This window comes from Serratia sp. OLAL2, from assembly GCF_002752475.1.
GTDB lineage: Bacteria > Pseudomonadota > Gammaproteobacteria > Enterobacterales > Enterobacteriaceae > Serratia > Serratia bockelmannii.
The window spans coordinates 20,869-41,702 of record NZ_MSTL01000007.1 but is presented as its reverse complement, the minus strand read 5'-3'; the positions used below and the strand labels follow the sequence as shown (position 1 = coordinate 41,702).

At 54.4% G+C, this 20,834-nt stretch carries 17 protein-coding genes and 2 tRNA genes; 9 read left to right on the top strand and 10 right to left on the bottom strand.

Annotated elements, in window-relative coordinates:
• The first annotated feature begins 6 nt into the window (after positions 1-6).
• Positions 7-738, top strand: coding sequence for a metallophosphoesterase (locus BVU99_RS07170; RefSeq protein WP_043136485.1), 732 nt, complete (start codon positions 7-9; stop codon positions 736-738).
• Here the strand turns inward: BVU99_RS07170 and BVU99_RS07165 are convergent.
• Together BVU99_RS07165 and BVU99_RS07160 are read right to left on the bottom strand one after the other, a co-directional pair.
• The gene (locus BVU99_RS07165) at positions 731-1,219 is read right to left on the bottom strand and encodes a hypothetical protein (RefSeq protein WP_043136490.1); all 489 of its coding nucleotides are present in this window, start codon (positions 1,217-1,219) and stop codon (positions 731-733) included. The genes BVU99_RS07170 and BVU99_RS07165 overlap by 8 nt on opposite strands.
• Complete coding sequence (locus BVU99_RS07160) at positions 1,220-1,873, bottom strand: helix-turn-helix domain-containing protein (RefSeq protein WP_025303628.1); 654 nt, start codon at positions 1,871-1,873, stop codon at positions 1,220-1,222.
• Between the two features lie 871 nt (positions 1,874-2,744).
• On the opposite strand from BVU99_RS07160, the gene BVU99_RS07155 reads away from it, so the two are divergent.
• Together BVU99_RS07155 and BVU99_RS07150 are read left to right on the top strand one after the other, a co-directional pair.
• Entirely contained in the window at positions 2,745-2,987 is a 243-nt protein-coding gene (locus BVU99_RS07155) for a DinI family protein (protein WP_025303629.1), read from the top strand.
• Between the two features lie 141 nt (positions 2,988-3,128).
• Entirely contained in the window at positions 3,129-4,304 is a 1,176-nt protein-coding gene (locus tag BVU99_RS07150; protein WP_060447942.1) for an acyltransferase, read from the top strand.
• A gap of 133 nt (positions 4,305-4,437) precedes the next feature.
• On the opposite strand, the gene BVU99_RS07145 is transcribed toward BVU99_RS07150, so the two are convergent.
• The 4 genes from BVU99_RS07145 to BVU99_RS07130 form a co-directional block, all read right to left on the bottom strand.
• Positions 4,438-4,513: transfer RNA gene (locus tag BVU99_RS07145), tRNA-Thr, on the bottom strand.
• A gap of 6 nt (positions 4,514-4,519) precedes the next feature.
• Positions 4,520-4,607, bottom strand: a tRNA-Ser gene (locus BVU99_RS07140).
• Positions 4,608-4,764: 157 nt separating this feature from the next.
• The gene (osmE, locus tag BVU99_RS07135; protein ID WP_025303630.1) at positions 4,765-5,094 is read right to left on the bottom strand and encodes an osmotically-inducible lipoprotein OsmE; all 330 of its coding nucleotides are present in this window, start codon (positions 5,092-5,094) and stop codon (positions 4,765-4,767) included.
• 126 nt (positions 5,095-5,220) lie between these two features.
• The gene (locus BVU99_RS07130; RefSeq protein WP_025303631.1) at positions 5,221-5,688 is read right to left on the bottom strand and encodes a nuclear transport factor 2 family protein; all 468 of its coding nucleotides are present in this window, start codon (positions 5,686-5,688) and stop codon (positions 5,221-5,223) included.
• Positions 5,689-5,795: 107 nt separating this feature from the next.
• Between BVU99_RS07130 and BVU99_RS07125 the strand changes: the two genes are divergently transcribed.
• Positions 5,796-6,374 carry a TetR/AcrR family transcriptional regulator gene (locus BVU99_RS07125; RefSeq protein ID WP_099817467.1) on the top strand — a complete coding sequence of 193 codons (579 nt, stop codon included), beginning with the start codon at positions 5,796-5,798 and terminating at the stop codon, positions 6,372-6,374.
• Here the strand turns inward: BVU99_RS07125 and BVU99_RS07120 are convergent.
• Positions 6,368-6,784, bottom strand: a complete 417-nt coding sequence (locus BVU99_RS07120) for a VOC family protein (RefSeq protein ID WP_025303633.1) — start codon at positions 6,782-6,784, stop codon at positions 6,368-6,370. The genes BVU99_RS07125 and BVU99_RS07120 overlap by 7 nt on opposite strands.
• A 158-nt stretch (positions 6,785-6,942) precedes the next feature.
• Entirely contained in the window at positions 6,943-8,073 is a 1,131-nt protein-coding gene (gene ompC / locus BVU99_RS07115) for a porin OmpC (protein WP_025303634.1), read from the bottom strand.
• Between the two features lie 703 nt (positions 8,074-8,776).
• Here ompC and BVU99_RS07110 point away from each other — a divergent pair.
• From BVU99_RS07110 to rcsB, 4 genes are read left to right on the top strand one after another with little or no spacing between them, the layout of a single operon-like run.
• Positions 8,777-9,184, top strand: a complete 408-nt coding sequence (locus BVU99_RS07110) for a DUF4186 domain-containing protein (RefSeq protein ID WP_062826730.1) — start codon at positions 8,777-8,779, stop codon at positions 9,182-9,184.
• Positions 9,185-9,238: 54 nt separating this feature from the next.
• Positions 9,239-10,393 carry an MFS transporter gene (locus BVU99_RS07105; RefSeq protein ID WP_099817466.1) on the top strand — a complete coding sequence of 385 codons (1,155 nt, stop codon included), beginning with the start codon at positions 9,239-9,241 and terminating at the stop codon, positions 10,391-10,393.
• A 20-nt stretch (positions 10,394-10,413) separates the two neighbouring features.
• Positions 10,414-13,116, top strand: a complete 2,703-nt coding sequence (gene rcsD / locus BVU99_RS07100; protein WP_099817465.1) for a phosphotransferase RcsD — start codon at positions 10,414-10,416, stop codon at positions 13,114-13,116.
• The gene (rcsB, locus tag BVU99_RS07095; RefSeq protein ID WP_004935900.1) at positions 13,109-13,759 is read left to right on the top strand and encodes a response regulator transcription factor RcsB; all 651 of its coding nucleotides are present in this window, start codon (positions 13,109-13,111) and stop codon (positions 13,757-13,759) included. Before rcsD ends, rcsB begins: the two co-directional genes overlap by 8 nt.
• A 61-nt stretch (positions 13,760-13,820) precedes the next feature.
• On the opposite strand, the gene rcsC is transcribed toward rcsB, so the two are convergent.
• Complete coding sequence (rcsC, locus tag BVU99_RS07090; RefSeq protein WP_089181144.1) at positions 13,821-16,682, bottom strand: two-component system sensor histidine kinase RcsC; 2,862 nt, start codon at positions 16,680-16,682, stop codon at positions 13,821-13,823.
• Between the two features lie 167 nt (positions 16,683-16,849).
• On the bottom strand, positions 16,850-19,492 hold the full coding sequence (gene gyrA / locus BVU99_RS07085) for a DNA topoisomerase (ATP-hydrolyzing) subunit A (protein WP_025303639.1): 2,643 nt from the start codon (positions 19,490-19,492) through the stop codon (positions 16,850-16,852).
• 212 nt (positions 19,493-19,704) lie between these two features.
• On the opposite strand from gyrA, the gene ubiG reads away from it, so the two are divergent.
• On the top strand, positions 19,705-20,430 hold the full coding sequence (ubiG, locus tag BVU99_RS07080; RefSeq protein ID WP_025303640.1) for a bifunctional 2-polyprenyl-6-hydroxyphenol methylase/3-demethylubiquinol 3-O-methyltransferase UbiG: 726 nt from the start codon (positions 19,705-19,707) through the stop codon (positions 20,428-20,430).
• Positions 20,431-20,834: the final 404 nt, after the last annotated feature.

Here is a 20,834-nt window from a genome sequence, read left to right as displayed (position 1 = left end):
TCTCGCATGAAAGTAATTCAGATTAGCGACATACATATTATGCCTAATGAAAGCGCGCTGGCTTCGAAGCATCTTGCTAATTTCGACAGGGCCATTGACTTCATTAATGCCAATGCCGATAAAATCAATGCCGACTTAATCATTGTGACGGGTGACATCTCTCATGATGGCGATATCCCCTCTTATGAGCGCTTCTTTAAGATAATGAACCGCACTTCCTTACCTTTCTATTTTTTCCCAGGCAACCACGACAACAAAAAGAACCTGGACGATACAGCCCGTAAACAGGGCGGCAGCTACGATATAAACTCGTTTGAAGATGACGAATGGCGCATGCTCAGCATCGACTCGGTGGTCGATAACGAAGATTTCGGCAGGGTCTCGACGCATGCGCTCGACACGCTTGAAAAAGCCATCGTCGCAAGTGACAATAAAAAGGTCGCCGTCTTCTTGCATCATCACCCTATTCCGGTAGGCACCCCGATTGTTGATAGCTGTATGTTAAACAATGCCGAGGAGTTTTTGAGCCTCTGCCAACGATTAAACGTTAAGTTTATCGGCTCAGGCCATGCACATACGCTATTCCAAAGAAAGCTGGGGGAAACCTTAGTCTCTGTTTCCCCGGCGATTTGTTCGCAATGGAAGAACGGCACAAGCGCTGTCAGCAGCATAGACAATTCGGCTTTCAGCGTGATTACGTTCGATGAACATATTCACGTCGAACCCTGGTTTATTTAATCAACGTCAGTATTGTTTTTTTAGACCTGTCGCTTTTCTTAGCATTTTTCAATGAGGCAGAGAGTGCTCTGCCTTCCTTTACCCCGGCATAAAAGGCTATTTTCGTCGCATCCAAGGACTCGGTTTTGTCGACAAGATCGCGATCCCTTAGAAAATCCGCCCCTGATATTGATATCGAGTCAACATCGTTTTTCAACGTCCACATACAGTTTCGTTTCTCTTCATGAATCGACAGTTTGGCCGAGGCGATTTTTATTTTAGATTCGGTCTCGGCGATAAAAGCGATATCTTTCGGGTTAACATGCCTGAGAAAATCGCCCTCGATGAGTTGCCCCCAGTTTTTTTTCACGAAAGTATGGGTGCCAAACTCTTTGAAAAGCCAATATCCATCCGCCGTTCGGATCACACTACGATCTAACGTATAGAGGTAACTGGGAGAGTATATTTTTCTTAACCTTCTCATTATGTTAAATAAGTCCATTTATTTCAGCCTCTTTATCGTTTTCAATAGAACACCGACGATCGCATAATCGCTATAGGACTTCACACTGCTATCTGAATCTAATGAGATGTTTGTAAACAACAAGTCGCCGTCGGAAACAAAAACTCGCCTTAAGCATATTGGGTAATTTTTCAGCTTAACCAGGACGATATCGCCATCGCAAAATGGCTCCTTGAGCGAGATCACACAATACGTTCCACGGTCTAATTCAGGCGACAGTGAATTATTCGTTATCTCTACCACAAACAGCGAATCGTCCATCATGTCATCGACTTCTGTCGTATAGGTATCTGCCGTTCTGATCGTGTTGGCCAGAAAACGTTCTACATCGCTGTAGCTAATGAGTGGAAGCGATCTCACATTGTGTTTGGCCTCTCCCGTGACGCTTAAATCCTTGTCAGTCAGCTCCCCTACTTTTACGCTGAAAAATTCACCAATGGACGCAAGCGTAGAGATCGTGGGATTCCCCACGCCTTTCCTCAGATTATTGATCGTGGCAATACCTATCCCTGTTTCGCTGCTCAACCGACTGGCGTCAATCCCGTGCATGCGCATGAGGTAAGTAAGGTTTTCACCTATCATTTTCAATGACATACCATTTTCTTCTGATATTTTAATGTTGTTTGGTTGCATTATAATGTTTTAAACCTATACTTTAGTGTCATTAAAGTGAATTAAAAACATTAAACCACTTCTAGGGTGGCTATGACAATGACTCGGGGCCTTTGGTATACGAAATATAAATACAATACATTGTAATATAATAATTTTATTGTGAATCACCGGTCTTGCCGAACATGACTGGCTGCCTTTTAAATGATTCAATTTACTTATAAAAATGCTGTCTGCACAGGCTAACTCATATGCACGTTCATCAAACATCAGAGGCGCTTTACAACGCCCGGGATATCTTCATCGCATTCACGCCATAGCCGACGCAGGAGAAACCCAAAATGCTAAACATTAACCCCGCAGCAATTTAACGCACAGAAGCCAACCTGGAGAGCAAATCGCATCCCGGTTCGATAATTTTAAAGGAAATGAGATGAGTGCTTTATTCATCGCTCATCGAGCGACCATTGGCCAACACTCGGGATTTTTTCTCTGTCAGAACGCGAAGAAGCTGCGTCAGCGCCCGTAGCGCCGAGTTCCGGCGCATACCTGCATTGATCGATATTATGCCAAGAACGGCGACCAGAAAGGTGGCGTCGGGCCCCCAACACCAGGGAGCCCCCAGCCCGACGCCACCGCCTTACATACTGATTAGTAAGGGAGAAAAATGTAGGTTGCGGAGGATAATCGTGCCCTTTGAATATTCACGCACGAAGTGAGCGAGGAAAATGCAGACCACTGGCCAGACGTAAAGAAAAGATTCAGTGGCAGGCTTGGCAGCCCGCTGCGCAAGTAAGAATAAACGCCTTATGCAAAATTGCGCCCCCCTCTTGCCAACCCGCCTTCCTCAGGCCAGAATACTGTACATTAAATCAGTGTTTACAGGTGAGTCATGTTTGTAGAATTAGTGTACGACAAGCGCAACGTCGCTGGGCTACCCAACGCCGCCGAGATTATTCGCAACGAGCTGGAAAAACGCGTGCATGTGCTGTTCCCGGAGGCGGAGGTGCGCGTGAAGCCGATGCAGGCCAACGGCCTGAACTCCGACGCCAGCAAAAGCGATCGTGAGAAGCTGAACCGAATGTTGGAAGAGATGTTCGAAGAAGCGGATCAGTGGCTGGTCACTGATATTTGAACCCTGTCTGATAGCCGGACTCGCCCACCGGCTATATTTCCAGCCAAAACTGATGACCAACGCCGCCCCCTTGTTCTGCCAGCAACATTTCGTACCCCGCTCTATGCTAGAATAAAATGTAAACCCTAGGCTGGAATGATCATGAAAAACGGATTGGCAGAATCCTCCGACTACCCCGTCAATCAGTGGTCACAGGAACTTGAGGGGTTACGCGGCCTGGCATCACTTTGGGTTGTTTTGGGCCATATCTGCATTTTAACCCGCTTCCGTCCCCCCATTCTTTCTGATCCTGCAATCGGTGTAGATCTTTTCATTTTGCTTTCGGGTTATCTGATGGCCAAAAATTATGTTGAGCGTAAGGAACGGGAACCTTGGACCGACGCGTCGACTTTCAAAAAATTTTGGACTCGGCGGTTCTTTCGCATCGCACCGCTTTACTACGTCTTATTGGCTGTGGCAATTGTATTTGGTAGCTACTTCGGTGAGGCCAGAGACATCATTGGCCACTTCTACAGCGAAACGCAAACCAACAGCTCACGCTATAGCGATCATTCATTCTTGAATGTATTTACACATGCCACCTTTATGTTTGGCTTTCTGCCTGATTATTCCTTCAATACGGTGCTCCCCGACTGGAGCATCGGTTTGGAAATGCAGTTCTATTTACTTTTCCCATTCATCATGTTGACAGTCTTGAAACTGGGATTTGCCCGAGCATGCCTCGCGGTTGTCTTGTTCTGCGGACTCGCCAAGTTTTTAGTACCGGACTACTTTGCTGCATTCCCCATGCCCTCCATGATCCTCATAAAGCTGAACTTATTTATTGGTGGCATGCTGATGGCTGAATCAATCCGCAGAAAGAGTGTTCGCTATGTCGTTTTTGCTTTATTGACCGTACTGGGTAGCGCGTATCTGCCAAACGAATTGAATAAATACCATTTGCTCGCTCAAATAGGTCTTATCTTAATGATGGTCACGATGCTTTGGGCTAGAAGTGAAGATAGCAAGTGGTCGCGCGTGTTGCGCTTGCCGCGCTGGTGCCTGACAAACCGTTTCAGCGTATTTCTGGGAGATGTCTCATACTCAGTCTATTTGCTTCACCTATTGATAGTCCTACCGGCCATCGCCTATTTGCTCTCAACCACATCATTTGCTGAACTTTCTTCAGTGATGCGGTTCATTGTTGCATCAGGAATCATTCTCCCGCTCACTTATGGTATCGCAACGTTGCTGTACCACTTTGTTGAGAAACCAGGTATCAAACTCGGCAAAATGCTTATTAGCCGCAGCCAAACGAAAGCTGTCGCGTTAAGGTAATTGCCTATCGACACTCAATCTGATAGCTGCTTATCGGTTAACTTCAGCGCCACCCGAGAAACTCCTTCTCGTGGCGCTTCTAGTAAAAAATCCATAACAAAAAGCCCCAGCATCGCTGCTGGGGCCTCTGTCATGGTGCCGGCTACCGGAATCGAACTGGTGACCTACTGATTACAAGTCAGTTGCTCTACCTACTGAGCTAAGCCGGCTGAATTTGGCGGAAGGACAGAGATTCGAACTCTGGGAGCTGTTACACTCGACGGTTTTCAAGACCGTTGCCTTAAACCACTCGGCCATCCTTCCAATGGGCGCTGATATTAGCGATACCGTTATGAAATGTCTATCGTTTTGATACAAAAAAATGGCACAACCGGTGCAGTTGCCTAAACTTCAGGCCTTAAACGCTTAAAAAATGAAAAGCCCCGCGCAAGCGAGGCTTTTTTGGTCGGCCGAAACGCGATTATTTCGGCTGAGAATCGTAGTCTGAACAGGTTTGATAGCCCTTGTTCATGACATGGCCCGTGTCGTTGTAGCTGACAAAGTAGGTTTGCACCTTGCCGTCGCGCGGCGCCACCGCATAGGTGTCGCAGGTGCCCTGCGCATGAACCAGTGTGGCAGTGGTCGACGGTGGACCCGCGATAGCCCGCACCTGCTGCTTGGTCATCCCTACTTTGACATCGCTGACCACCGGCTCATTGACATAGCTGGCTGCGCGATCATAGGTGGTACAACCGGCAAGAATGGAGAATACCGCCGCAGTGCCGACGGCCAAAACCAACTTCTTCGTCATAGCTTGTCCTCTTGGAGTGCATTTGTTGTTCCCTAAGTCTAGAAGCGGGAAGGCTTTTCTACAAATTCCCCTTTGTCGATCGGTGCGCTTTTGCTCTCAAAAGGCCATCGCAGCATGCCATCAGATTCAAAAACCGAAATCGCTCAGCGCCGGAACGTCGTCCGGGCGCCGACCGAGCGGCCAATGAAAACGCCGATCCTGTTCGCGGATCGGCATGTCGTTGATGCAAGCGTGACGGTTGATCATCAGCCCCTCCTGATTGAACTCCCAGTTCTCGTTGCCGAAGCTGCGATACCAATTGCCGGAATCGTCGCGCCATTCATAGGCGAAACGCACCGCGATGCGCGCGCCGTCGAACGCCCACAGCTCCTTAATCAGCCGATACTCCAGTTCTTTCGCCCATTTGCGTTGCAAAAAGCCGACCACCGCCGCGCGGCCATCGACAAATTCCGCGCGGTTACGCCAGTGGGTATCAAGGGAATACACCTGCGATACGCGTTCGGGATCGCGGCTATTCCAGGCATCCTCCGCCAGCCGCACCTTCTCGATAGCGGATTCGCGGGTAAACGGCGGCAATGGGGGTTTAATGCTCATGTTTATCTCCTGAGTGAAGGCATGTAGACAACTCTGTCTACGTCATTACGCTAGCGTATGTAGACAGAGTTGTCTACAATCACTCGGAAATAGCCTGGGAGAAAATGATGACCGCCGATCTCAACACCTTACCCGCCCGCCAGCGCATCCTGCTGACGGCGCACGATCTGTTTTATCAAGAAGGGATCCGCGCCACCGGTATCGATCGCATCATCAAAGAATCGGGCGTGACCAAGGTGACCTTCTACCGCCACTTTCCCAGCAAGAATGATTTAATTACGGCGTTTTTGACCTATCGCCATCAGCAGTGGCTCACCTGGTTCAGTACAGCGTTGGATCGACATGTGGCACAGAGCGGCGGGTTACTGCCGGCGCTGGCGCCCTGCCTGGCGGAATGGTTCGACGATCCGCGTTTTCGCGGCTGCGCGTTTATCAATACGGCGGTGGAAATCGCCGATCTGCTGCCGGAAAGCCTGCACATCGCCAGCCGGCATAAGCGGCAAATGGCGGAGGAACTGGCACGTCACCTGCCCGCCGGCCCACAGCAGGAACAGCAGGCAGCAATGCTGGCGATGCTGATCGACGGCGCCATCGTCAGAGTGCAGATAGAGCGGCAACCGCAGGCGGCGCTGCAGGTGCTGAATGCCGCTCTGGCGTTGCTGGCACAAGGCGGGTTCGATCAGTAATTGGCCCAGATGCCCGGCGTCACCAGTTCTAACAGGTGGGCGTCGGGATCGCGAAAATAAATACTCTCCCCGCCGTGTTCCCAGCGCATCCGCCCCTCAATCTCCACGCCGTTGGCCGTCAGATGCCGTTCCCAGTGTGGCAGTTGCGCTTTCGCCACCGCCAGCCCGATATGCGCTGGCCCCACGCCATCGTGCGCAGGAATAAACCCGGTAGGATAGTGCGCCCCGCGCAGCGAGTCGCCCTCGATAAACAGCAACAGTACGCTTCGATCGCCGACGTTATAGGCGCGAAACCGTTCGTTAGCGACCATCGCCGGCAGTTTCAGCACCTCCCGGTAAAAAGCGTCCGCGCGTTCAATATCGCTGACGTACAGCACCGTTTCGATCACCTTGTCGATCTTGAGTTCCATATCATCCCCCTCTTTTTCTGTACTGACAGCGTAGGCTTAGAGGAGGAAAACCACGGTACTTCCCGTGCCGATAGCGGATCAATCCGTGCTTTTTTACCGGCTTACAGGCAAAAAAAACGCGGCCCGAAGGCCGCGCGATGACGTTCACACTGAGGTGCTTAGAACTGGTAAACCAGGCCCACGGCAACCACGTTGTCGGTGTTGATACCGGCAGCGTCGGTGAAGTCGTTGTTGTCCACCAGGTTGATTTTGTAATCAACATAGGTGGACATGTTTTTGTTGAAGAAGTAGGTCGCACCCAGGTCGACGAATTTGACCAGATCTTGATCGCCGTAGTCCTTGCCGTTGCCGGCGCGGCCCAGGTCTTTACCTTTGGTCTGGTTATAACCCACGAACGGACGCAGACCGAAGTCGAACTGGTAGTGCGCGTAGGCTTCGAAGCTCTGCGCCTTGTTGGCGTAGCCATAAACGCTGCTGTCAGAACTACCGAAACGCGCCGCATTGTAGGACTGGGTGAACATCACCGCCAGGTAGACGTCGTTGGCGTCATATTTCAGACCGCCGGAGTACCCTTCGGCCTTGTCGCCGCGACCCATGATGTTCTGGTGACCGTTACCGCCGTTCTGCTCGCTGGTGCGACGCGAGTTGAAGAAGGCACCTGCGGCGCTGATGCCGTAGCCCATGTCATAGCTCATGGACATACCGTAGCCTTCGCCGTTTTGACCCAGAACGTCACGACCGTTGTTGGTCTCTTCGCCGTTGCCGTTTTTACCCTGGTACTGCAGGGCGAAGTTCAAGCCGTCAACCAGACCGAAGAAGTCGTTGTTACGGTAGGTCGCCAGGCCGCTGGAGCGCTGGAACATGAACTGGTCGGCGCCGTAGGTCATACCGTCGAACTCAGGCTGCAAGTCGGTATACGCCGCGACGTCGTACAGCACGCCGGTGTTACGGCCGTAGTCGAAGGAGCCATAGTCGCCGAATTTCAGACCGGCGAAGCCGTAACGGGTGAAGTTCTTGTTGTCCTGGCTTTCAGCGTGATTCAGGTTCGCCTGATATTCCCACTGGCCGTAACCGGTCAGCTGATCGCTGATTTGCGTTTCGCCGCGCAGGCCAAAACGCATATAAGACTGATCGCCGTCCACGCCGTTGTTGCTGGAGAAATAGTGAAGACCGTCGACTTTACCGTACAAATCCAGTTTATTACCGTCTTTGTTGTAGATTTCCGCCGCGCCTGCTGTGCCTGCAACCAGCAGTGCGGGTACCATCAGAGAGAGTACTCGAAGTTTCATCGTTATTATCCTCGTTAATTATGTCGAGCTACGGCCACTGCCCTTTTCGAGCATTATTAGCACGACTGTGCATTACCATTCTGGTAACAAGGGTTATATTAATCCAGAAAGAAAATGATACCAAGTATCCGATAGTGTTTCAGTGTAATTAATAAAGGTTTCCAAATGTAAATACGCGCGAACTTTCACAAAACATTACAGACAAACAAAATAAAGCACTTAAAGACAAAGAATAGATTAATTGATAAAAAAATCATGTAGTTATACATATCTTTAAGAAAAAAAAGCCAACCATACAATTGAGCCAGACAATAAGCACATTGTGCCAAAACGCCGTCCGCACGCAGCCGCTATAATCACCTCGCTATCATCATTATTTTCATTATTACCTTCATTATCCGAGATTCGAGGATAATTTCTGCACTCCTTTAACCGGCTTCTGGCCGGTTTTTTATTTTTCTCCATACTCTCCTCACAATTCCGACTCGTACAAATAGCACGCAAATAAATAACCTAATGATATAGTTTCATTAATTTACTTTCGCACTAATTGCTAATCTTTTCCCTTATTTTAGTCTACAAATTGAAATTACTTTTCATTTCGTGCTTTATCCCACCGATTATTTCCCGCCACAGGCACAATTAGCCGCAGAGTTTCAATTCTGATAACCTGAAAAAAGTGCACCTCCAGCGAGTAAAATTCATGATGCCCTTTCAACCCGACGTGCTGTGGCGGCGGCTACAAACCTCCCCCTTCCGCGCTCGCTTCCGTTTAAATGCCAAAGACCAGACTTATCTCGACGGCAAGGGATTGCCGCTGATACTCAGCCATGCCCGCGATTTTATCGACCGCCGCCTGGCCGCCGCCCATCCTAAGAATGACGGCAAGCAAACACCGATGCGCGGCCACCCGGTGTTCGTCGCCCAGCATGCCACCGCTACCTGCTGCCGCAGCTGTCTGGAAAAGTGGCACGGCATACCGCAAGGCGTCGCACTGAACGAGCAGCAAAAGGAGTATATTGTCCAAGCTATCGCGCTGTGGCTGGTGCGCAGAGGCGGTGCCAGGGAGATGTCAGGCGCGAATATTTTCGATCCGGATCGCGGATTGTGATAAAAACTGTCAGTAACTTTCACCATTCTTTTGACCCAAGATCCTGACGCTTACATGACAGCTACCTTGTGCAATGAACAGCAAACGCCCGGCATTCCTCAACAGATCGCCACCCGTCTGGCCTTTTTCGTCGCCGGTCTCGGCATGGCCGCCTGGGCGCCGCTGGTCCCCTTCGCCAAAGCGCGCATCGGTATCGATGACGGTTCGCTCGGCCTGTTGCTGCTCTGTATCGGCGCCGGCTCCTTGTTGGCGATGCCGCTGACCGGTTTCCTGACCGGCAAACTGGGCTGCCGCGCGGTGATCCTGATGGCGGGTCTGGGATTGTGTATTGATCTGCCGCTGTTGGCACTGATGGATTCCCTCGGCGGCATGGCCGTAGCGCTGCTGCTATTCGGTGCGGCAATCGGCATGATCGACGTAGCGATGAACGTTCAGGCGGTGATCGTCGAACGCGCCAGCGGCAAGGCGATGATGTTCGGCTTTCACGGTTTCTTCAGCATCGGCGGCATTGCCGGCGCCGGCGGCGTCAGCGCGTTGCTGTGGTTGGGGCTGACACCGCTGCAATCCACCCTGCTCACCGTGCTGGCGGTGATAGTCCTGCTGGCGCTTGCCAGCCGCCATCTGCTGCGTGAGAGCGGCGCCGACGACGGCGGGCCGATGTTCGTCTTGCCGCGCGGTTGGGTGATGTTCATCGGCATTCTGTGCTTTATCATGTTTCTGGCGGAAGGATCGATGCTCGACTGGAGCGCGCTGTTCCTCACTACGTTGCGCGGTGTCGAACACAGCCAGGCCGGTCTGGGCTATGCACTGTTTTCCATCACCATGACGCTCGGCCGCCTCAATGGCGATCGGGTGGTGAACTCGCTGGGCCGCTACCGGGTGCTGCTGCTGGGCAGCCTGTGTGCCGCTTTCGGCCTGGGTCTGGCCATCGCCGTCAATCACGCCACCGTTTCGCTGGCCGGTTTCATGTTGGTCGGCCTGGGCGCCTCGAACGTCGTGCCGATCCTGTTCAGCGCCGCAGGCAACCAGCGCGACATGCCGGCCAATTTGGCGATCGCTTCCGTCACCACCGTCGGCTATGCCGGTATTCTGGCCGGCCCGGCGCTGATCGGCTTCATCGCTCAGTTTTCCAACCTGACGGTGGCCTTCGCCTGCGTAGCCGCTCTGCTGTTGGCGGTGACCGCCAGCGCCAGGGCCGTCACTCGCTGATTCAGGAATGCGCAGCCACTATGCAAAATAAACAACTGACCATCAGCTCCAGCAACATTACCCGCTGCTTCCTGCTGTTTATCGTGCTGCTGACGATCGGCATCGGTCTGTATGGCTACAACTACACCAATGCCTGGCTGGCGGAAAAGAAGTACACGCTCAATAGCATCGCCGGTTCGCTGCAAAAGCGTATCGATACCTACCGCTATATGACCTATCAGGTCTATGACAAATTCGGCAATGCGCCGGCGCAGAATGTCGATCCTGGTTTGCAGGAAACCCGCCTGCGGCCCGACGTCTATTATGTCGAGAAACCGCACAAGAAAACCGACGCGGTGATCTTCGGCAGCCATGACGAGAACACGCTGGCGATGATCGCCAACATCTCGGACTACCTGGACACCCGCTGGGGCGCCAAGACCGAGAACTACGCCATGTATTACCTCAATGGTCAGGACAACAGCCTCAGCCTGATCACTACCCAGCCGCTCAAAGAGCTGGCTTCGCGCTTTCGGGAAAGCTACCTGACCACCTCGGCGGACGAACGCCGCGCCGAGATGCTGCAGCAGGCCAATATGCTCGACGAACGCGAGAGCTTTTCCGATCTGCGCAAGCAACGCTTCCAGAACGCCTATTCGTTTTCGATTCGCACCACCTTTAATCAGCCGGGGCATCTGGCGACGGTGATCGCCTTTGATTTGCCGATCAACGACATCATTCCGGCCAATCTGGCCCGCGCCAATTTCCTGCTGCTGCCGGATGATGTCGATCTCGACGACAGCACCATCCCGTCGGAAACCGTCCTCGGTACCCATGCAATGATGAGCGGGGGCTGGGTGGAGTTCAGCGCCGCCCTGCCCAATGCGCCGCTGAAGGTGGTGTATCGCGTTTCGGCTATCAATCTGGCCATCGATCTGCTGCGCAACAACATCTGGCTGATCGCAGTCAACTTGCTGCTGCTGGCGCTGTCGATGCTGAGCATCTACTTTATCCGCCGCCAGTACATTCGCCCGAGCGAAAACATGGCAGTGGAACTGGAGGCCGAGCGCGCGCTGAATCGGGAGATCGTCTCCAGCCTGCCCTCCGGCCTGCTGGTCTACAGCTTCGCCAACAATGCAGTGATCGCCAGCAACAAAATCGCCGAGCACCTGCTGCCGCATCTCAGCCTGCAAAAGATCGCCCATATGGCCGAACAGCATCACGGAGTGATCCAGGCGACGGTCAACAACGAGGTGTATGAAATTCGCATTTTCCGCAGCCAGCTCTCGCCGGACACCTACCTGTTCCTGATGAACGATCAGGATAAAGAGGTGATGGTGAACAAGCGGCTGCAGCAGGCGCGGCGCGAATACGACAAAAACGTTCAGGCGCGCAAACTGATGCTGCACAATCTGGGCATCGAGCTGAATCAGCCGGTACGTCAGATGCACGATCTGGTCGACCGCCTGCACAACCGGCCGGATGAGGAACAACAGCAGGCGCTGCTGGGCCAGCTGACGACGGCGTCGGCTTCGGTACTGGAGTTGATCGATAACATCACCCTCCTGACCCGGCTGGAAACCCAGGACTGGCAACCCACACGCGAGCCGTTCAACCCAACGGCGCTGATCGACGAGTTACTGCTGGAGGCCCTGCCTGCCCTCAATCAAAAGGGGCTGGCGCTGTTCAAGCATTTCCAGCTGGACGTCGAGCAGAACTATATCGGCGACGCCAACGCGCTGCGCAAGGTGATCTCGTTGCTGGTGCATTACGCCATTATCACTACCGCCTGCGGCAAGATTTCTCTGGTCATCGACCATGAGCCCGAGCACCCTGACCGCCTGATTTTCCAAATCAACGACACCGGCTCCGGCATCTCCAACGAAGAGATCAGCAACCTCAACTATCCGTTCCTCAGCCAGACGCTGGTGGACCGCTTCAACCACGGTTCCGGCCTCACCTTCTTCCTGTGCAATCAGCTGTGCAAGAAGCTTAACGGCCAGTTGGACATTCACAGCAAGGTGGATATCGGCACTCGCTACACCATTCGCGTCGCCATGGAGATGGAGAAAAAAGAACCGCAGGAGCAGGAAAAGCTGCTCGACGGCGTCACCGCCCTGCTGGACGTCACGTCGGATGAAGTGCGCGGCATCGTGACCCGCCTGTTGCAGGCCTACGGCGCCGACTGTATCGTCGCCGAAGATCGCGCGGTCAATCGCGATTATGACGTGCTGCTGACGGATAACCCGCAGCGGGCCGATGACTACACCCTGCTGCTGGCGACCGATGAGCCGGGTTGGCAAGCGCTGGATAAACGCTACATTAGGGTGAACTACAACCTGAACGGCGCATTAATCGACGCTGTGCTGATGTTGATCGAACAGCAAATGGCCGCGCTGGAACAGGAAGAAAGCCCGCTTTCATTGAGTTCAGAAGATATCCAACTCTATGAAAAACAATTGAAATCAAGTGATTACTATGGGCTGTTTGTCGATACAGTACCCGACGATGTCAAAAAACTGTATACTGAGGCGGGCAGCAGTGATTTCAATGCGCTGTCACAAACCGCACACCGCCTGAAAGGCGTGTTTGCCATGTTAAATCTGCTTCCCGGCAAGCAGCTGTGCGAATCGTTAGAACAGCGCATCGCAGAAGGTGATGCGCCCGAGATCGAGAATAACATCAGTCAGATTGATTTTTTCGTCAGCAGACTGCTGAAGCAAGGTAGCCAACAACATGAATAACCTGAACGTAATTATTGCTGATGACCATCCTATCGTACTGTTTGGCATCCGGAAGTCACTTGAGCAAATTGAATGGGTGAATGTCGTTGGGGAGTTCGAAGACTCAACCGCACTGATCAACAATCTGTCCAAGCTGGACGCCAACGTGCTGATCACCGATCTGTCGATGCCGGGTGACAAGTATGGCGACGGCATCACGCTGATTAAGTACATCAAGCGTCACTATCCGCAGTTGTCGATCATCGTGCTGACCATGAACAACAACCCGGCGATCCTGAGCGCGGTATTGGATCTGGATATCGAAGGCATCGTGCTGAAACAAGGCGCGCCGACCGATCTGCCGAAGGCGCTGGCCGCCCTGCAGAAAGGCAAGAAGTTCACGCCGGAAAGCGTCTCTAAACTGCTGGAAAAAATCAGCGCCAGCGGCTATGGCGACAAACGCCTGTCGCCGAAAGAAAGCGAAGTGCTGCGTCTGTTCGCCGAAGGTTTCCTGGTGACCGAAATCGCTAAAAAGCTCAACCGCAGCATCAAAACCATCAGCAGCCAGAAAAAATCGGCGATGATGAAGCTGGGCGTCGAGAACGACATCGCCCTGCTCAACTATCTCTCGTCCGTCAGCATGACGCCGTTGGACAAAGACTAAAGCCCGCCTCACGGCAGGTGAACGCCAAACAGGCACGGCATCCGCCGTGCCTGTTTGTTTTTCAAGCCTCGCTGCGGCTGTAGCGCACCTGTTGACTGTAGTAAGCCAGCGTCTGTTCCAGCGTCTCCAGCGTAACCGGTTTCGACAGGCAATTATCCATGCCCGCCTCGAGACAGCGCTGCTTCTCTTCCGCCAGCGCGTTCGCCGTCACGCCGATTACCGGCGAGCTGAACTGCATCTGTCGCAGTTCCTGCGTCAGGCGATAACCGTCCATGTTCGGCATATTGACGTCGGTCAGCACAATATCGACGTGATGCTGTTTCAGTACGCCGAGCGCGTCGACGCCGTCGTTGGCGGTCACCACCTGATACCCCAGCGACCCTAGCTGATCGGACAACAGGCGACGGTTGATCGGATGATCGTCGACCACCAGCAGATGAATATCGCCGTTGTCCGCCGCGCTGGCCTTGGCGGGCACCGGCAGCTGCACCAGCCCCTCTGCCGCGCCGCCGCCGACGCCAAACAACCGGTTGAGCAAGGTCAACGTTTCACGCGGCGTGGAGGTGCTGTGCATCCAATAGCCTGGCCGGGTTTCCTGCGACGGGCCGATATGCTCGGTGGAGAATTGGATCTGAGCCAGCAGCGGCGTGTCCAGCATCAGCGGGTAATCGCTGAGCAGCACCTCACCGGCAGCGGTCTCCTGCCCGTCATAGCGTTGGATATCGGCGCCGTAACCGCCCAGGATCGCCATCAGGTAGCTTTCCAGCCGCTGATTGCGGATATCCAGCCACAGCCGCCGGCCCTGCCAGGTATCGCTGGCCTGCGGGATCGGGAACTGGGCGTTGAACAGCGGAATGCGAATGCTGAACAAGCTGCCCAACCCCGGTTCGGACTCGACAGAGACATCGCCGTCCATCAGGTTGACCAATTTTTCGCAGATCGCCAGCCCCAAACCGGTTCCCTGGAAGTGGCGCTGAACACCGGTCCCCACCTGGAAGAACGGGTCGAACAGGCGCGAGACCTCTTTCTCCGGAATACCGACGCCGGTATCGCGCACGCTGAACTCCAGGTAGCTGCCGCGGGTGCAGACCTGCAGCACGATACAGCCGGTATCGGTGAACTTGATGGCGTTGTTCACCAAATTGGAGAGCACCTGCTGTAACCGCACCGGATCGCCGAAGATGCGCTCCGGCACGTTCTGTTCGATAAAGCAGTACAGCCCCAGACGTTTCTTGACCACCAGCGGCAAATAGTTGCCGGCGATATGGGTGATCACCTCCAGGCAGGAGAACTCGCGCGGTTCGATCTTCAACTGCTCGGACTCGATTTTGGAGAAGTCGAGAATATCGCTGATGATTTTCAGCAGCAGGCCGGAAGAGTTGTTCATCGCATTGACCAGCCGATCGACCCCTTGCGGCAACGCCTTGGTTTGCAGCAGATCGAGGTTGCCGATAATGCCGTACAGCGGCGTGCGCAGCTCATGGCTAACGGTAGCCAGGAACATCGATTTGGACTGGCTGGCCTGCTCCGCCGCCGCCGCCATCTCCTGCAACGACTCTTCCATCTTCACGCGCGCGCTGACGTCCACCAGCACGCAAATCGCCACCTCTTCGTTACGGTAGCGCGAGTGAACAAAGCTGATCTGCAGGTTGTTGTTGTTGCTGGTCATCACATCGACGAAATTCGCCTGCTGTTCGCAAATGATGCGCGTAATGCGATCGCGATCTTCGTGGGTCAACAGGTTGATGTAGTTATGCGCCAGTTCGTTACTCAGGATATTGGTACCGTCGCTGATGCGCAGGATACAGATACCCACCGGCGCCGAGGCGACGATCTTGCGGTTGAACTGCTCGTGCTCTTCCAGGCGAAACGCGTTGTCCTCCGCCGGCAGGAACATCTTGCGCTCAAACAGCCACGCCAGCGTGAACAGCACGATGGCTGACAACAGGTTCAGCAACAGCGCGTTGAGGATCAGCATTTTGAAGCGTTCCACCACGCTTTTCACCGGCAGTGCATAGACGATGCTCAGCGAAGAAGGTGGCAGCGCTTTCTTCAGAATCAGGTCGCGGTAATTGTCGACATAGCCGAAGTACGCGTGCTCTACGGGATAGCTGTTAAGTGAGGCGGCATAACGATCGCCGTCCGCCAGACGCAGCACCGGCTCGTTGTTCTCATCCAGCAGCGTGACGCCGATCGGCAGGTTGCCGGCGGTAACGAAATCCTCCAATCGAACGGTTTGTTCGATGCCCAACAACGCCTCCAGCTTGTTGCCGATATAGATCGGCGTCAGTACATACAGATAACCGACGTCCGGCCGCTGCGCGCTGGGGCTGATCCAATACAGGTTGTTGTCTTTGTCCTGATTCTTGGCGTTGCGGTATTTCAGAATGCGCTCGTGCAGTGACTTCAGCACATTTTCCCGATTGGCACTCGCATTGCCGCCGCCGAATTCTGCCATACACAGGCTGTCGCCGCCGATGAAGAACACCCGGTTGAGATCGTAGGCCGCCACGAAGTTCTCTTTCCAATACTGGATCAGGCCGCTCAGTGAATCGAGCGAACTGCGGTAGGTGGTGCTCAGCGCACAGTTGGACTCCGGGTACAGCGGAAAGAATTGCGGCGGGCTGCCCTTGCCGGGAAACACGCCGCTGAACATGTCCAGGCTGCTGACTGACCCGTTGAGGCGGTTCTCCGCCATATACTTGATGTCGCGGATGATGTCGGCGGAATGGCGGATATAGCCCTGTGCCTGGTCGAAATTGAGGTTGTACTCCTGCCGGATGTCCGATTCTTTCTGATGCAGGATATTCAGAATATAAAAGGTGGTGAGCAGCGCTCCCAACGACCACAGCAAAATCGCCAGCACCCGGAACAGATAGCGGGATATCTTCAGCGTAGTTCGAAAAGAGGCTAAGTATTTCAATCGGATACCATACGAAAGTCAGTGGCGGCGCACGCTATCGCCGGCACGGCGGCCGGCGGCTCGGTGCGCCAATTAAACCATATAACTGAAAAAGGGCCTAGCATCGCTGCCAGGCCCTTTTGTCTCAGTGCATTACGGTGTCGGCATGCCGACGCCCTCACCTTGCTTTAAACGTTGTCGTCGTCCATCGGCTCAGCCGCGTCGTCGCCATCGTCCAGCGGCGTGGTGTCTTCTTCCACCGCTTCCGCGCCCGGTTCCAGACTATCCAGCTCTTCGTCTTCCACCGGTTCGGCCACGCGCTGCAGACCGACGACGTTTTCGTCTTCCGCCGTGCGGATCAGCGTCACGCCCTGGGTGTTACGGCCCACCACGCTGACTTCCGAAACGCGGGTGCGCACCAGCGTGCCTGCATCGGTGATCATCATGATCTGGTCGCTGGTTTCCACCTGCACGGCGCCAACCACCTGGCCATTACGCTCGCTCACCTTGATGGAGATAACCCCCTGGGTGGCACGTGACTTGGTCGGATACTCGGTCACGGCGGTACGTTTACCGAAGCCGTTTTGCGTGACGGTCAGAATGTCGCCTTCGCCGCGCGGCACGATCAGTGAGATCACGCTGTCGCCTTCGCCGAGGTTGATGCCACGTACGCCGGTCGCGGTACGGCCCATCGAACGCACCTGCGCTTCCGGGAAGCGCACCACTTTACCGTTGGCGGAGAACAGCATCACTTCGTTACTGCCGTCGGTCAGATCGACACCAATCAGCTCGTCGCCCTCGTTGAGGTTGACGGCGATGATGCCGGCGCTGCGCGGACGGCTGAACTCGGTCAGCGCGGTTTTCTTCACGGTACCGCTGGCGGTGGCCATGAACACGTGGCGCCCTTCTTCATACTCGCGTACCGGCAGGATGGCGGTGATACGCTCATCGGCTTCCAGCGGCAGCAGGTTGACGATTGGACGACCGCGCGCGCCACGGCTGGCTTCAGGCAGTTGGTACACCTTCATCCAGTACAGGCGGCCACGGCTGGAGAAGCACAGGATCGTATCGTGGGTGTTGGCCACCAGCAGGCGATCGATAAAGTCTTCTTCTTTAATACGCGCGGCGGACTTGCCTTTGCCGCCGCGGCGCTGGGCTTCATAGTCGGACAGCGGCTGATACTTCACGTAGCCCTGGTGAGACAGGGTCACCACCACGTCTTCCTGGTTGATCAGGTCTTCGATGTTGATGTCGGAAGTATTGGCGGTGATCTCGGTGCGACGGCCGTCGTTGTACAGCTCTTTGACCGCCACCAGCTCTTCGCGGATCACTTCCATCAGGCGCTCTGGGCTTTCCAGAATAAAGATCAGCTCGGCGATGAAGTTGAGCAGCTCTTTATATTCTTCCAGCAGCTTTTCGTGCTCCAGGCCGGTCAGTTTCTGCAGACGCAGATCCAGAATCGCCTGAGCCTGCTGCTCGGTCAGGTAGTACTTGCCGTCGCGGATGCCGAACTCCGGCTCCAGCCACTCAGGGCGGGCGGCGTCGTCACCGGCGCGTTCCAACATGGCGCTGACGTTGCCCAGATCCCACGGCTGAGCTACCAGTGCGACTTTCGCTTCCGCCGGGGTCGGCGCACGGCGAATCAGCTCGATGATCGGATCGATGTTGGCGAGCGCGATAGCCAGCGCTTCCAGGATATGGGCGCGATCGCGGGCTTTGCGCAGTTCGAAGATGGTGCGACGGGTGACCACTTCGCGGCGGTGGCGCACGAAGGCTTCGAGGATGTCTTTCAGGTTCAGCAGTTTAGGCTGCCCCTGATGCAGCGCAACCATGTTGATGCCGAAGGTGACCTGCAGTTGCGTCAGCGCATACAGGTTATTCAGCACCACTTCGCCGACCGCGTCGCGTTTGACTTCGATGACGATGCGCATGCCGTCTTTATCGGACTCGTCGCGCAGCGCGCTGATGCCTTCCACGCGTTTTTCTTTGACCAGCTCGGCGATCTTCTCGATCAGACGCGCCTTGTTCACCTGATACGGGATCTCGTGAACGATGATGGTTTCGCGCCCGGTCTTGGCGTCGGCTTCCACTTCCGCGCGCGCGCGCAGGTAGATTTTGCCGCGCCCGGTGCGGTAGGCCTCTTCAATACCGCGGCGGCCGTTGATGATCGCCGCCGTCGGGAAGTCTGGCCCCGGAATGTGTTCCATCAGTCCTTCAATGCTGATGTTTTCATCGTCGATATAGGCCAGGCAGCCGTTGACGACTTCCGCCAGGTTGTGCGGCGGGATATTGGTGGCCATGCCCACGGCGATGCCCGATGAGCCGTTGACCAGCAGGTTCGGGATCTTGGTCGGCATGACGGCCGGGATCTGCTCGGTGCCATCATAGTTAGGCACGAAGTCGACGGTTTCTTTTTCCAGATCCGCCAACAGTTCGTGAGCAATTTTGGACATGCGCACTTCGGTATAACGCATCGCCGCGGCGGAGTCGCCGTCGACGGAACCGAAGTTACCCTGACCGTCCACCAGCATGTAGCGCAGTGAAAACGGCTGAGCCATACGCACGATAGTGTCATAAACCGCGCTGTCACCGTGCGGGTGATATTTACCGATCACGTCCCCGACGACACGGGCCGATTTCTTGTATGGTTTATTCCAGTCGTTACCCAATACGCTCATCGCGTACAGAACGCGGCGGTGAACCGGCTTCAGTCCATCACGAACATCTGGCAGCGCACGTCCGACAATAACGGACATCGCATAGTCCAGATACGAGTTTTTCAACTCGTCTTCGATGTTTACCGGTGTGATTTCTCTGGCAAGGTCGCTCATGGAGCTGCTATCCCTCTACTAATGATTCATCTGCCCGCTGCCATAGTGGCAAAGGTGTAAAACTATATCACAAAGCACGCTTTACGGGAAAATAACCGCCGCTGTTTCACGGAAATTGTGCAGATAAGTGCGCTAAAAACGCATCGGCGCAGACGATGCCGCGCCGGAACATGTATAATCCGCGCAACGAGAACAAGGAGCCAGACAAGCCCATGAACGCAGAATCATCCAGCCGAGTGCAAAACGTTGACCACCAGGAAATCGCCAAGTTCGAGGCTGTCGCCTCCCGCTGGTGGGATCTGGAAGGCGAGTTCAAACCGCTGCACCGCATCAACCCGCTGCGCCTGAACTACATCATGCAGCGCGCCGGCGGCATCTTTGACAAGCAGGTGCTCGACGTGGGCTGCGGCGGGGGCATTCTGGCGGAAAGCATGGCGCGCGAAGGCGCCAAAGTGACCGGCCTGGACATGGGCGCAGAGCCGCTGCAGGTCGCCCGGCTGCACGCGTTGGAAAGCGGCATGGACGTCACCTATGTGCAGGAAACCGTAGAAAGCCACGCTCAGGCCAATCCGCAGCGCTACGACGTGGTCACCTGTATGGAGATGCTGGAGCACGTGCCCGATCCGGCCTCGGTGGTGCGCGCCTGCGCCCATCTGGTGAAACCGGGCGGTCACGTGTTCTTTTCCACTATTAACCGCAATACCAAAGCCTGGCTGATGGCGGTGATCGGCGCAGAGTACGTATTGAAAATGGTGCCGCAGGGCACCCACGATCATAAGAAGTTCATTCGCCCGTCCGAACTGATCGGCTGGGTCGACGGCACGCCGCTGCGCGAAAAGCATATGATCGGCCTGCATTACAACCCGATCACCGATCATTTCAAGCTTGGGCGCAACGTTGACGTGAACTACATGGTGCACACCCAGCACGAAGGTTAAGCACGGTAAACCGCGCCGGCCCTGCATTACCGGGGGGCGGCGCCAACGCGGTATTAGGAAAAATACCTAATTTCCGCGACTTCGATCAAAATAGCGGTTGTAGACAGTTTTTTAGAATATTAAATCAGATCAATATGCCGTTTTTTTCTAACGTTTAATAAAGCGCCAAACGATCGGTTTTTTCAGTTTTTCAGTAAAATCTGATCGTGCTTATTGACAAGCTTGTCGCGCCAGTCACGGCGCGCACTGCGAACGGCAAGTGGCATTTCACCCCCAAGTTATCCACAAATTAGGCCGGTTTTGTTCACTTGCAAACGCCGTTTTTTCTCACTATCTTGTTACCTCACCGACATACAACCCCTATATATAGTGTTTACATACTGAGCAGAGCGACTACACTTCTG

Excerpts from the sequence above, each read along its gene's own strand:
- rcsB (WP_004935900.1), top strand. The coding sequence starts at position 13,109 with ATGAATAACCTGAACGTAATTATTGCTGATGACCATCCTATCGTACTG.
- BVU99_RS07120 (WP_025303633.1), bottom strand. The coding sequence starts at position 6,784 with ATGGAACTCAAGATCGACAAGGTGATCGAAACGGTGCTGTACGTCAGC.
- BVU99_RS07125 (WP_099817467.1), top strand. The coding sequence starts at position 5,796 with ATGACCGCCGATCTCAACACCTTACCCGCCCGCCAGCGCATCCTGCTG.
- BVU99_RS07160 (WP_025303628.1), bottom strand. The coding sequence starts at position 1,873 with ATGCAACCAAACAACATTAAAATATCAGAAGAAAATGGTATGTCATTG.
- BVU99_RS07105 (WP_099817466.1), top strand. The coding sequence starts at position 9,239 with ATGACAGCTACCTTGTGCAATGAACAGCAAACGCCCGGCATTCCTCAA.
- osmE (WP_025303630.1), bottom strand. The coding sequence starts at position 5,094 with ATGACGAAGAAGTTGGTTTTGGCCGTCGGCACTGCGGCGGTATTCTCC.
- rcsD (WP_099817465.1), top strand. The coding sequence starts at position 10,414 with ATGCAAAATAAACAACTGACCATCAGCTCCAGCAACATTACCCGCTGC.
- BVU99_RS07110 (WP_062826730.1), top strand. The coding sequence starts at position 8,777 with ATGATGCCCTTTCAACCCGACGTGCTGTGGCGGCGGCTACAAACCTCC.
- BVU99_RS07165 (WP_043136490.1), bottom strand. The coding sequence starts at position 1,219 with ATGGACTTATTTAACATAATGAGAAGGTTAAGAAAAATATACTCTCCC.
- BVU99_RS07170 (WP_043136485.1), top strand. The coding sequence starts at position 7 with ATGAAAGTAATTCAGATTAGCGACATACATATTATGCCTAATGAAAGC.
- BVU99_RS07150 (WP_060447942.1), top strand. The coding sequence starts at position 3,129 with ATGAAAAACGGATTGGCAGAATCCTCCGACTACCCCGTCAATCAGTGG.
- BVU99_RS07155 (WP_025303629.1), top strand. The coding sequence starts at position 2,745 with ATGTTTGTAGAATTAGTGTACGACAAGCGCAACGTCGCTGGGCTACCC.
- ompC (WP_025303634.1), bottom strand. The coding sequence starts at position 8,073 with ATGAAACTTCGAGTACTCTCTCTGATGGTACCCGCACTGCTGGTTGCA.
- BVU99_RS07130 (WP_025303631.1), bottom strand. The coding sequence starts at position 5,688 with ATGAGCATTAAACCCCCATTGCCGCCGTTTACCCGCGAATCCGCTATC.
- ubiG (WP_025303640.1), top strand. The coding sequence starts at position 19,705 with ATGAACGCAGAATCATCCAGCCGAGTGCAAAACGTTGACCACCAGGAA.
- gyrA (WP_025303639.1), bottom strand. The coding sequence starts at position 19,492 with ATGAGCGACCTTGCCAGAGAAATCACACCGGTAAACATCGAAGACGAG.